Consider the following 12257-nt stretch of genomic DNA (forward strand, 5'->3'; position numbering starts at 1 on the left):
CGTTTTTAAACGCAGAGGGGCGCGCTCGGTAAACGCAAAGGTACACAGAGTCTTCGTTCAAGTTTTCGCGCGTGAACTTATGGAATCATGTACTTAGTCAACATAGTTATTCCTCCAGGGCAAACACGCGTAATTTCTGAAATACTTACAGGCGAATGGCACTAAGATATAGCAGAATTCAGGAGTCAGAAGTCAGAAGTAAAAAAGGCTTAGTGTCTCGGCTTTGAGACAACAGGGTTGTACTTCATTTACTTGCAATGTGCTGTATTTATTTTTTTGTCAAGGTCTATTTAAACTCACATCTTGCACCTGGAAAAATTGATGTTAAAACCACAACTACGTGCAAGAGGAATCAATCGCTCAATATCAAGTAACATATGAGACACGACTATTTGAGGAAAAATAGATTCAAGGGCAGTTTGTGTAGCCTTACCCCAATCAGGTGGCAATGGGAAGTGAATTTCCAAATAAGTCCAATGAGCTATGAGGTAAGCAGTAAGAGAAAGAATAAACCAACGATACATCCCAAGTAGAGTACCCTGACCAAAACGGTGTAAACCAAAACGATGTTTGGCGGTTTTAAACCATCCCTCAATCTGCCATCTGCGCTTACCCCACCACTTAAGAGTAGAAGCTTTAATAGGTCTAGTGGACAAAACAAAACGCAATTCTTCGCTTTCCTTTGTCGCGCTTGAGGTAATACCAAGACACAGTAACAGGAAACTTTAAACCGACTAAACGTACTTGCTGTCCCTGTTTGTGTAAACGTCCTAAAATTCTTGTATAAACTAGTTTACGGTTAATCGCCAGACCTGTAATAGCATGATATTTAAGCTTGCGTATACCGTGGAGAAATTCCACACTACCAAAAGCTGTATCAGCCAAAATGACTACCTGAAAGTGTTTAGTTAGTAATTTTGGTAAACGTTTGACTAATTTCAACCCTAACTGTGCGGACGTGTTGGAGTACCTTTACCTCTCCATACTCGGAAGCTCCAAGGAATTCGCCATCTTCCGATTACCAAGTATAATACCACCAGATGTAATCCCCTCTTACCGTTATAAACGGAGATTAAATTCTCAAACTCTTTGAATTTTCCACGTTTTTCAAGAGTTGTCAGGTCAACAATTACCTGTAAAAATGGTCTACGTCCTTGACCAGATTCAGATAAAGTCTTTAAAACAGTCTCCAATACTTGGTTGCGAACAATACGAATGATTTCCCGTGTTGACCAAGGGTTGATATTTAAAAATCGGCAAGCGTGCACTTGGAGATTTAGTTTTAGAGTGTTGGGGTAAAGGATGTCCTTGTCCCTCCAAGAATAATCCTAGCATTGCTTCTAGGTTATCTTTTTGGTATTGCGTGGGCATCAACTCCGATAAGTTATAAACTAGCTCTTGGGCGTGGGCAAGCATTGTTCTTGCTTTAAAAGATTTCGATATTTCACGCCCTTTCTCTCATGTTTTGGGGTACAGGAGCAAATCAAAACTCGAAGTTAAAGAACAGAAATTCCGGCAACAATAATGATAATCGTTTTTTGGGGAGGAGAGGGCGAGCGACGCTCGCCCTCTCCTCCAGCCTCCGCATGATTATCATTATGATTAAACCTGATTCCTTTGCAATTAACAAGCAACTTTCTAAGTACTATCACGTTTTTAAAGTAATAAATATGTTTACTGCTTACTTAAGACATTCCTTCTTTTAGTCTTAGATTTATGTGCTGTAAGTAAGCTTGTTTGCGGTTTACTCGTATAGGTGCAAGATGTGAGTAAATGCGTTTGCCCTGGAGATGCTCCCATCCTTTGGGGCATTTTTTAGGTTTATGCCAAATTACTAACTTGTCCCAATCACCAACAATTCTGCCATTTCACATAAAGCTTTTTCGGTATTGATGCTTACGGAATAACGTGTTGCAGCCAAGATTTTTAATAGAAACCAAATCGGCATAAGCGCAAAAAGCTCTATCTCCTAAAAGCACATCTCCCTAATTAAAAAACTTATATAATTTTTTGGCTAATTGGATGTCATAAGTATTAAGAACATCAATAACCAAAGCAACGGCAGAACCTATAGCTATGCTAAATAGTACACTAATTTTCGCAATTGGAAACCCACAACTAGCCTTTTGACTACACATCTATCGGATAAGCTTTCTAGTTCTCAACAATATTAGGCATCGATATGATTGACCCATCTACTACTTTAATACTGTGACCACACCATAAATTTAAAGATGTTATACCAAATCCGTTTTTATAACCCCTTTTAAGCCCTGGCGATGTTTGTAAGCGCCGAGTTTACAGGGACACAAAAAAGTCCGCCTGCGCAGACTAAATTATAAAGGAGGTATAATACGCGGATTTAGTATTACTTTTTCTTGTAATTTTTGTCCAATAGAACCAAAGAATTTCTCTAAGACTTTTTCTAGTAATCTAGACCTTGCTTGACAGTACGTACTGATATCTTTTGAAGAATTTCTACCGATTCTCCTATCAAATAACAAATTATTTTCCTTGCTGCATTGTCGCAACTTTTATCATCATCTATAACTTGAGATAGAAACACCCACAGAGTTACTATTGGGTCAAACAGCCGACGGCATTTTCGGTTTTTATCTCGTCACTAGCTTGCTAAATTACAGACTCCGGTAAAACCTTTTGAAAAAGTAATCCCAGACTTTGCGTAAACTTTTCCTTGAGGATTTTTAGACGATTCGACACATTAAAAGTATTAAGAAGAATACAGAACACAGAACTCAGTAATCAGAATATCCCCACGGATGGAATCCGGGGGTATGGCAACGCGGAAGACTTTCTTTTTTTCCACAAATCAATTCGGGGGCTTGGAACCAGTTCTCAGGAACCAGAACTCTTAATTCATGACGAGAAAACGCGTTTAACATTCTGACGAATGATTCTGACGGATGATTCTTTCTTGGTCATATTCACTTCCAAGCATCAAATTCCTATTTTACGGGCTTGGAAGCTTTTTCTACGTACAGAACAATTTTTTAGCGATCGCCTGCATGAATACCGCATCAACATTAAGGTCGCTTGTCGAATGGTACTTGTCGAATGGTACTTGTCGAATGGTGTTCTTCACGGCTTAACCCCAACGAGCGAACCATTCTGCCATTCACCCTTATTCTTCAAAGATTTCGCCTTATACCAATTGTGAAGATGCACATAAAAGACCCCCCTGTAGTCCCCCCTTGGCAAGGGGGGACGGCGTAGCCGGGAGGTAAATATATGCAGGTTCACAAACAAACGGTATTAGTGCCATTTTTATTTAAACCGTATTGACATATAACTACTTGCGACAAGCGACTGAATATTTCAACAATTTTGTTAACTTTTTCCTTAATTTAGCGATCTTCCCTACTCAAAAATTGAGAAAAAGTAAACAATTATTTAGGTTATGGTTTCAACAAGAAAGAATTGACATATGTTATTTCTGCTGATTTTAGTGCTATTGTTTGTAGTTTTTAACAAATATGGCGATGATCAATGTCCTCACTGTGGCGAAGCTTACTACATTGTCAATCAGCTTCAGCAACGCTTAAACTACCAGTTCTGCAAATATTTCCCCTTAAAGAAGTTCGTCAAGCACACGAGTTGAGTCAGAACGGTCATGTATGTCGAAAGCTGGGACTGCAGATTTAATACTTCAATTCTTGGATGAATCCAAAGCAATTAACTTAGTCAACACGTTCAAAATTGTAAAAATAACACATGGAAATCACATCAAACAACAATTCTCAAAACGGTTCGTATCATGAGTTTCTCACGCCAGACAATGCAGCAATGGTATTAATTGATCATCAAACTGGAACCATGCTGGGTGTACAAGATATTCGGCTGGATCAGTTTCGCAGCAATGTTCTTGCTCTTGCCAAAACTGCTAAGCTGCACAATCTGCCAACGGTGATTACAGTGAGCTATGCTGAAGGGCCCAATGGTCCGTTGATGCAGGAAATTGCCGATCTGTTTCCAGATGTGAAAGTCATTTACCGTCCAGGTCCGATCAATGCTTGGGATGATTCGAACTTTGTCGATGCGATCGCAGCCACAGGTCGTAAGAAGCTGATCATGGCGGGTGTTACCAGCGACATCTGTTTATACTTTCCGGCCATTTCAGCTTTGAAAGCAGGCTATGACGTGTGGTGTATCTATGATGCGTCCGGCTGTTGGGACATGATATCTGAGTTAAGTTCAATTCTGCGATTACAGCAGGCAGGTTGTTTGGTCTGCAATTGGGCAACTGTTACCGCAATGCTGCAAAAGGATTGGCGCAACTCAACAGCCCCAGGCACACTGGACATTTTCCGCGAACATTTACCTTTCTACGGGATGTTGGCAAACAACCTAGAAAAAAACAAGGAACGGTCGGTAGTAACACAAAAGTAGAGAATTCCTGGAGAACAAGAGTGCAGTTGGACATGGCTATGACCTTTATGCGGTGATGAATGCCTCTGGAACAATTAATCAACAGGCTCTGTATGCATCAATGTTCCGCATCAGTCAGCTAGAACTGAGAATTGCTAATACCAACATGGTGATTGCTGAACTATTAGCAAATTGGTCAAGCTCTTTCGCATCTGCCTTAGAATAACTGTATGCTCAGCGATTGCCTAATTTTGGCTTTATCGCTGCTCACATCAATTATTTAGTTCAACACACAGAGAAAGTTCCATCTATGCATTGAAATACATATACATAGAGGAACATTTCTAGGGATTGCTCCAACGCATCAAGATCATGGTGCACCTGCCAAACAACACATGAACTATAAGGAAAACACGGAGGACTGAAACAATGGTAGTAAATCAACAACCAAATGAACCTGTCATCTTTGACAAGAAACCAATAGTGATAGAACTGGAACCTGGCACATATCACTGGTGTAGCTCTGGACTCTCCAGCAATCAACCCTTCTGCAATGGCGCTCACAAAGGAACTGGATTCAAACCAATAGCATTTGAGATTACAGAGAAAAAGCGTGTTGCCCTTTGTGCATGCAAACATACGGGTAAGGCTCCATTTTGTGACGGTTCTCACCACAATCTGTAAACATGACTGAAAATGGATATTAAATAATGAACAACGAAAAGGAATTCCTGACGACAGATGCTGGCATTCCAGTCAGTGACAACCAAAACACATTGACCGCAGGCGCACGCGGTCCAGTGTTAATGCAAGACTTTCATCTCATTGAGAAGATGGCGCACTTCAACCGGGAACGCATCCCAGAACGAGTTGTTCACGCTAAAGGATCGGGTGCTTATGGCACGTTTACTGTCACTAATGATATCAGCCAGTATACCAAGGCGAAACTGTTTTCACAAATTGGCAAACAAACCGAGGTAATTGCACGGTTTTCTACGGTTGCAGGCGAACGGGGTGCGGCAGATGCCGAGCGGGATGTACGCGGCTTTGCAATCAAGTTCTACACTGAAGAAGGCAACTGGGATATGGTCGGGAATAACACCCCAGTCTTCTTTGTCCGTGACCCACTTAAGTTCAGCGATTTTATCCGTACCCAAAAGCGCAATCCCAAAACTAATCTTCGCAGTCCAACGGCGATGTGGGATTTCTGGTCTCTATCACCAGAGAGTTTGCATCAAGTGACGATTTTGTTTAGCGATCGCGGATTGCCCAAGAGCCATCGCTACATGAATGGCTATGGTAGCCATACCTTCAGTTTCATCAACGAAGCTCAGGAGCGGTTTTGGGTCAAGTTCCACTTCAAAACTATACAGGGGCATCGGTACCTGACCAACGAAGAGGCAGCAAAGATTGTGGGAGAGGATCGCGAAAGCGCACAGCGCGACCTATTCTACGCAATTGAGCGGGGTGAATACCCACAGTGGCGCTTTTACGTGCAGATTATGCCTGAGGCGGATGTTGATAAAACACCCTACAATCCTTTCGATTTAACTAAAGTCTGGCCACACAAAGATTACCCATTGATTGAGGTTGGCATTCTTGAACTTAACCGCAATCCGGAAAACTATTTTGCAGAAATTGAACAAGCGGCTTTTTCTCCCTCTAATGTTGCGCCGGGAATATCATTCAGCCCAGACAAAATGCTCCAAGCGCGTATCCTGTCTTATCCAGATGCACATCGCTATCGATTGGGAGTGAATTATGAAAGCCTGCCGATCAATTACCCACATGCAAAGGAGGTGCACACTTACCACCGCGATGGCTTGATGCGCTTTGATGACAACGGTGGCGGGTCGGTCAACTATGAGCCGAACAGCTTTGGTGGTCCAGTTGAAGATCCACACTTTAAGGAACCGCCGCTTAAAATTTCCGGTGATGCTGACCGTTACGATCACCGTGCTGGCAACGACGATTATACTCAAGCTGGCAATTTATTCCGGTTACTGCCAGAAGACGAAAAGCAACGACTTTTTCACAATATTGCAGCAGCTATCCAAGATGTACCGCAGTTTATCATTGAGCGGCAGCTTGCACATTTTGTAAAGGCAGATCCAGCCTATGGAGAAGGCGTTGCCAAAGCACTTGGTCTTTTGGCTGAGATTAAAGAATTCAGCCTTAGAAAGTGAAAGTAAATGCGGTTGGTTTGAGACAGGCGTTCAGCCTTGTCTCTAAATCTTTTACGCTTGGTATTTCAGATAAATAACCCGACTTTTCACGGGATGTAAAAAAAAGAGTTTAAGCTTATGGTTGCCCTAGAAGTCCTAAAGGGTTTACGTGTGCTGGCGGTAGATGACGATGCTGATACTCTTGACTTGATAAAGGTCATTTTTGATGAGTATAATGCACAAGTCACTCTCGTAGCATCAGTCAGTGAAGCCCTTCAAGGAATTACGCGATTAAAACCGCATCTTCTAATAAGCGATATCGCTATGCCAAAAGAGGATGGTTATTCGCTGATTCGTAAAGTCAGGAACCTAACTGAAGAGGTAAGACAGATTCCAGCCATAGCTTTGACGGCACTAGCGACGGAGGAGGCACTTACTCTTGCTCTCAATGCAGGGTTCTCTACATACGTAGCAAAGCCATTTGACCCTGATGAGTTAGTTGCAGTTGCATCAAAGCTTGCTTGGATTGCGGTGCTGGATCGCCATCTTGCTTGGGGCAATGAAAAGCTATCCTTCATTAGGTACGAATCAAACAACAAAATTTGGTTTCAATATCGCTGCTGTAATTGGAACAAATTTTACAAGTTGAATGAAGCTAAAGAAGCTGGATTTATAAATCGGTAACAGTGTTATTCCTGCTTATTCTAGTGCTATTATTTATAATTTTTCACAAAAAATTCCTAGAGTAAACACTTATTATACGCATAGCTAAGTAGATAAGCACAAATAAACCCAATTATGTAAACAAACATTAATCTATTTGTATCCCGCCCACTAACCACTAACCACGCTTCGGTCATCACGCAAGGTATGTTTATTCACGCTGACCTATTTAAACACCTCCAATGTTAAAAGTTAATATTTTACTCACAACAAAGCTTTTAGGAACAGCGTTTCTAGCCTCTGTCCTTACCAGCGCCTGTACCAAAGGGAATAACCCTACAGCAACAGCAACAGCAGTTACACCACCTCCTCTTGCTACAAAGGTGCAAACAGTAGAGTCCAATCAAATCGAAAGAAGCTCTGAGTTTGTAGGAACGCTGGAAGCTCAGGAAAGAGTATCATTACAGCCGCAGGTTCAGGGTCGGATTGATAAGATTTTCGTTTCAAGTGGGAAGCGGGTTGAGCGGGGGACAGCCATTTTGTCGCTCAGTCTCGATCAAACTCAGGCGGAAGTTGCTAGCGCCGTCGCTGCCACTAAGTCAACCGTAGCTGCCCGTGCGACAGCCGCTGAGCAGCTTCAGGTAGCAGAGGCAGATCGAGCTAGTGTCGTGGCGGACGTGAAATTGCAGCAGGCACAGTTCGAGCGAACTCAGCAACTGGTGAGAGAGGGAGCGCAAGCGAGGCAGCAACTGGACATTGCCCAAAAAAACTTAGACACGGCGATCGCTAACTTTCAAGCTGCCTCGAAGCGGGTAAATGCAGCCAAAACCGCTATAAGTCAGGCAGAGGCTAATGTCCGGCAGGCTGAGGCAAATACCGCTGCTGCCCGTGTAAATCTCAATTACAAACAGTTACTTGCCCCCATTAATGGTGAGATTGGTGATTTCTTGGTTAAAGTCGGGGACTACGTCAATGTTGGTCAAACCCTGACCACCATCACCAAAAACGAATCTATTGATATGCGGATCTCCGTTCCCTCCAACTACTCATCACAACTGCGTCTGGGGTTGCCGACAGAGTTAATTGACGCGAATACTGGCAAGCGCTTGGTTATGGGGAGCGTTAACTTTATCTCAGCGCGAGTGGATACAGGCGCACAATCCATCTTGAGCAAAGCTCGTTTTCCCAACCGAGATGGGAGCTTGCGAGATGGGCAGTATGTCCGGGCAAGAATTGTATGGAACACAAGGAATGGGGTTTTGATTCCCACCATTGCTGTAACTCGTATCGGAGGGCAAAACTTTGTATTTGTAGCGCAGAAAGACACGAAGGGTGGGAAATCACGACAGGTCGTGCACCAACGACCTGTGAAGTTGGGTGACATTCAAGGAGGCAGTTATCAGGTGATTGAGGGGATTAAAGCTGGTGAGCAAATTGCCGTGTCAAACATTCTCAAATTGCGAGACGGTACTCTCATTCAACCACAGTCTTAGGAGCGAGAATTCATGGTTATCTTGTCAATTGCTGACATTTTTATCAAGCGACCGGTCCTATCCACGGTTTGCACCTTCCTGATTCTGCTAGTGGGTGGCATTTGCATCCCACTGTTACCCATCAACAACCTGCCTGATATTGCTCCGATTCAGATCCGAACATCGAGTACTTATATTGGCGCTGATGCCCAAACGGTGGAAGATACGGTGACCACGTCGATTGAGCGGCAGGTCAACGGGGTCGAGGGTATGCAATACATCAATTCGACAAGCAGTAATGACGGCTCTAGTACAATTTCAGTCTATTTTGATACGTCCACTAACAAAAACATCAATCAGGTAAACGTACAAAATAGGGTGGCGATCGCCGAACCCACCCTACCGGATGCTGTTAGACAAACTGGTGTGACCACTTTATCAAGGTCAAATAGCATCCTCCTTGTCTATGGATTCTATTCCGAAAATAACGAGTATGACAATATCTTTTTGAGCAACTACGTTGACTTGTTTGTCATAGACACCATTAAACGGATTCCCGGTGTTGGCGATGTTACTATCTCTGGCGAACGCCAGTACGCGATGCGGCTTTGGCTCGATCCCAATGCTCTTGCCAGTCGAAAATTGACTGCAACCGATGTCGCCAATGCACTTCGCTCCCAAAACATCCAGCTTGGTGCAGGGGGGATTGGTCAGTCACCTTCTTCTGAGAATCAGCCATACAATTTTACCCTGCGGGTACAGGGTAGGCTAAAAGAGGCGAAGGAGTTTGAGAACCTTGTCCTCAAGACACAGACAGATGGTACGCTAGTAAAACTTAAAGATATTGGTCGAGCAGAGTTGGGTGCGAGAGAATATACTTCATCAGCATTGGTTCAGGGTAAACCAGGCGTAGCCATGTTGATTTACCAACTTCCCGGTAGCAATGCACTAAACGTTGCCAAAACAGTCGAAGAGACGATGGCGGGATTAGAGAAAAATTTCCCGCCAGGGATGAAAGCTGTGATTAACTATGACACCACTAGGTTTGTAGAAGTCTCCATCGAAGAAGTGTTTCACACCCTCATCGAAGCGATTCTTCTAGTGGTTCTGGTCATTTTCGTCTTTTTACAGGACTGGCGCACCACCATCATTCCCGCTATTGCCGCTCCAGTTTCCCTAATTGGGGCACTAGCGTTTGCTCTGGTATTCGGATTTTCCCTCAACACCTTGACGATGTTTGGGTTGGTTCTTGCTACAGGTCTAGTAGTAGATGATGCCATCATCGTCGTTGAGGGTATCGCGACAAAAATGGAGTCGGGGATGAGTCCGCGTCAAGCTGCCAGTGAGGCAATGAACGAGCTGACCGGTGCGGTGGTCGCCACGTCCTTAGTGCTTATGGCTGTTTTTGTTCCGGTATCTTTCTTCCCCGGAGCAACGGGAATAATGTACAAGCAATTTGCTTTAATCATTATCTTTTCAATTGCCATTTCCTGCTTTAATGCCCTCAGCTTCACTCCAAGTATGTCCGCCATCCTCTTACGTCATAAGGAGGGGGAAGGAGGTGGTCCTTTCGGCTGGTTTTTCAGGCAGTTTAACCGGGTCTTTAACTGGGTCATTAAACGCTACCGGGGCATCGTCAATTTCCTGATTCGCATCCGAATAGTTATTGTGGGGCTATTTATTCTTGGATTAGTTGCCACAGGCTGGGTGTATAATTTGGTGCCATCTGGATTTGTCCCTGAAGAGGATCAAGGCATAATCGTTGGTATTGTGCAAGCCCCGGATGGAGTCCCCCTCAAATACACTGAAAAAGTCGCTGCTGACATCTACCAAACTCTGAAGCAGGTGAGCGAAATCCAAGCATCAGTCTTACTTCCGGGCTTTGGTTTGAATGGCAGTGGACCTAACCAGGGTACCTTTTTTGTTAAACTCAAGGACTGGGAAGAACGACACGGCGAAGAACACTCTGCTACAGCAATTTTAAAGCGCCTTAATCAAGAGTTTGGTAAGAATCAAGATGCTTTCATCACAGTATTTAATAATCCTGCAGTACCAGGGTTTAGTAGCACTGGCGGCTTTGAATTTCAGCTCCAGGATAGGACAGGCGGTAAACTTAGCATAGACCAGTTTCTCTCGATTGCCCAGCAAATCATTGCTAAAGCTAACCAGAACCCAGCGCTGAGCCGAGTATTTACCCAATTTACCGCCAGCGCACCTCAGCTTCAAATTGACATTGACCGTGACAGACTTGAGGCACTGAATGTCGATTTTAATCAGGCACTAAGCACGCTGGGGGCATATATGGGTGGTCAGTATGTGAATGATTTCACCTTTGGGCAACGCAATTATCGCGTATATATCCAGGCAGATGAAAAGTATCGCGATACTCCAGATGACATCAATCAAGTCTATATCCGCTCTATAGATGGTAATTTGGTACGTCTAAGTGAAGTGGCAACTGTAACACCGATTGCAGGTCCACAAAACATTGGTCATTTCAACTTATTCCGGACAATCAAAATTCAGGGGAACCCTGCACCGGGTTACAGTTCTGGACAAGCAATTCAAGCAATGCAGCAAACTTTTGAGTCAGTGGCTCAACCTGATCTCGGTTATGAGTGGACAGGACTCTCTAGAGAAGAAGTTAAGTCTGGAGGGCAAGCTGTGTTTATCTTCGGCTTGGGGCTGATAGTTGTCTTTTTGATCTTGGCAGCTCAATACGAAAACTACATTGACCCCTTAATTATCATGCTGACAGTGCCCTTGGCAATCTTAGGGGCAATGACGTTTGTTTCCTTACGGGGTTTGGTAAATGATGTTTACTGCCAAATCGCTTTGGTGATGCTGATTGGCTTAGCCAGTAAAAACGCTATTTTGATTGTGGAGTTTGCTAACCAGTCGCGAGAGCAGGGCATGACCATTGCCCAAGCAGCCATTCATGCAGCAGAACAGCGCTTTCGCCCAATTCTGATGACAGCATCTGCTGCTCTAGTCGGTTTCTGGCCCTTGGTAGTCGCGACGGGTGCAGGTTCAGCCAGTCGATGGTCTCTGGGTACCGCTGTCTTTGGCGGTTTGCTGATAGCAACTCTTTTGAGTTTCCTCCTAGTGCCCGTTCTTTATGTCGTGATTAAGAACCTGGCGGAGTTTGTGTTCAATAAGAATCGTCCCAAACCGCCAAAATCCTCCCAACCTCCTAATTCACCCGAGCCGACTCCATTTTTTGAACCTGAGGCATCTTTGAATGGTTCTGCTCAGGCACAACTAAAGTCAGATCCCACATTCCAAGATGATACTCCCTCTGCGTGAACTACCCATCACTAACCCGCAGTACTGGGTATAGTAGGGGACGAGAGCGTGGATGAGTTAAACTTTTACTGCGGTTTGGTTTCAAGCGAAAAGCATTGAGTGCTGGGACTAATTGCGTAGTCATCAACAACTGCACTTAACTGAGGTTCTAAGGCGCTTGAGCGATCGCTTTAGCATAGGATGTACTTAGTACAGAATTTCACAAGTTCGTAACGAATTAATTTCAGAAAGGCTCTGCGTTACTCTGCGCTGACTCCCTTCGGGT

Annotated in this window: 12 protein-coding genes; 8 read left to right on the top strand and 4 right to left on the bottom strand. The window is 44.0% G+C overall.

Annotated elements, in window-relative coordinates:
• Positions 1-296: 296 nt before the first annotated feature.
• The 3 genes from AACT52_RS34370 to AACT52_RS34380 are packed head-to-tail and all read right to left on the bottom strand — an operon-like array spanning position 297 to position 1268.
• Positions 297-656, bottom strand: a complete 360-nt coding sequence (locus AACT52_RS34370; protein WP_198941044.1) for a hypothetical protein — start codon at positions 654-656, stop codon at positions 297-299.
• A complete protein-coding gene (locus AACT52_RS34375) occupies positions 646-885 on the bottom strand; it encodes a hypothetical protein (RefSeq protein ID WP_198941045.1) in 240 nt (79 codons plus the stop codon). The genes AACT52_RS34370 and AACT52_RS34375 overlap by 11 nt, the downstream gene beginning before the upstream one ends.
• Before the next feature lie 59 nt (positions 886-944).
• Entirely contained in the window at positions 945-1268 is a 324-nt protein-coding gene (locus AACT52_RS34380) for a hypothetical protein (protein ID WP_198941046.1), read from the bottom strand.
• 1643 nt (positions 1269-2911) lie between these two features.
• On the opposite strand from AACT52_RS34380, the gene AACT52_RS34385 reads away from it, so the two are divergent.
• The 8 genes from AACT52_RS34385 to AACT52_RS34420 all read left to right on the top strand — a co-directional run bounded on the left by AACT52_RS34385 (position 2912) and on the right by AACT52_RS34420 (position 11992).
• Positions 2912-3178: a hypothetical protein gene (locus tag AACT52_RS34385; RefSeq protein WP_143172941.1), complete on the top strand. Its 267-nt coding sequence runs from the start codon at positions 2912-2914 to the stop codon at positions 3176-3178.
• A gap of 554 nt (positions 3179-3732) precedes the next feature.
• Positions 3733-4407 (top strand): isochorismatase family protein, encoded by a 675-nt coding sequence (locus tag AACT52_RS34390; RefSeq protein WP_073634924.1) that lies wholly within the window; start codon positions 3733-3735, stop codon positions 4405-4407.
• Between the two features lie 52 nt (positions 4408-4459).
• On the top strand, positions 4460-4612 hold the full coding sequence (locus AACT52_RS34395) for a hypothetical protein (RefSeq protein WP_158054888.1): 153 nt from the start codon (positions 4460-4462) through the stop codon (positions 4610-4612).
• 203 nt (positions 4613-4815) lie between these two features.
• Positions 4816-5070, top strand: coding sequence for a CDGSH iron-sulfur domain-containing protein (locus AACT52_RS34400; protein ID WP_073634925.1), 255 nt, complete (start codon positions 4816-4818; stop codon positions 5068-5070).
• A 26-nt stretch (positions 5071-5096) separates the two neighbouring features.
• On the top strand, positions 5097-6572 hold the full coding sequence (locus tag AACT52_RS34405; protein ID WP_073634926.1) for a catalase: 1476 nt from the start codon (positions 5097-5099) through the stop codon (positions 6570-6572).
• Between the two features lie 117 nt (positions 6573-6689).
• The gene (locus AACT52_RS34410; RefSeq protein ID WP_073634927.1) at positions 6690-7235 is read left to right on the top strand and encodes a response regulator; all 546 of its coding nucleotides are present in this window, start codon (positions 6690-6692) and stop codon (positions 7233-7235) included.
• A 221-nt stretch (positions 7236-7456) separates the two neighbouring features.
• The gene (locus AACT52_RS34415; RefSeq protein WP_073634928.1) at positions 7457-8707 is read left to right on the top strand and encodes an efflux RND transporter periplasmic adaptor subunit; all 1251 of its coding nucleotides are present in this window, start codon (positions 7457-7459) and stop codon (positions 8705-8707) included.
• Between the two features lie 12 nt (positions 8708-8719).
• Entirely contained in the window at positions 8720-11992 is a 3273-nt protein-coding gene (locus tag AACT52_RS34420; protein ID WP_073634929.1) for an efflux RND transporter permease subunit, read from the top strand.
• Between the two features lies 1 nt (position 11993).
• Here the strand turns inward: AACT52_RS34420 and AACT52_RS34425 are convergent, their stop codons facing one another.
• Positions 11994-12116, bottom strand: coding sequence for a hypothetical protein (locus AACT52_RS34425; protein ID WP_272937129.1), 123 nt, complete (start codon positions 12114-12116; stop codon positions 11994-11996).
• Positions 12117-12257 lie beyond the last annotated feature (141 nt).

This window comes from Scytonema sp. HK-05, from assembly GCF_963872035.1.
Taxonomy (GTDB): Bacteria; Cyanobacteriota; Cyanobacteriia; order Cyanobacteriales; family Nostocaceae; genus Kalymmatonema.

Bases quoted from the DNA above. Each gene is read 5' to 3' on its own strand.
- AACT52_RS34415 (WP_073634928.1), top strand. From the start codon at position 7,457: ATGTTAAAAGTTAATATTTTACTCACAACAAAGCTTTTAGGAACAGCG.
- AACT52_RS34425 (WP_272937129.1), bottom strand. From the start codon at position 12,116: ATGACTACGCAATTAGTCCCAGCACTCAATGCTTTTCGCTTGAAACCA.
- AACT52_RS34410 (WP_073634927.1), top strand. From the start codon at position 6,690: ATGGTTGCCCTAGAAGTCCTAAAGGGTTTACGTGTGCTGGCGGTAGAT.
- AACT52_RS34420 (WP_073634929.1), top strand. From the start codon at position 8,720: ATGGTTATCTTGTCAATTGCTGACATTTTTATCAAGCGACCGGTCCTA.
- AACT52_RS34400 (WP_073634925.1), top strand. From the start codon at position 4,816: ATGGTAGTAAATCAACAACCAAATGAACCTGTCATCTTTGACAAGAAA.
- AACT52_RS34390 (WP_073634924.1), top strand. From the start codon at position 3,733: ATGGAAATCACATCAAACAACAATTCTCAAAACGGTTCGTATCATGAG.
- AACT52_RS34405 (WP_073634926.1), top strand. From the start codon at position 5,097: ATGAACAACGAAAAGGAATTCCTGACGACAGATGCTGGCATTCCAGTC.
- AACT52_RS34385 (WP_143172941.1), top strand. From the start codon at position 2,912: ATGATTCTGACGGATGATTCTTTCTTGGTCATATTCACTTCCAAGCAT.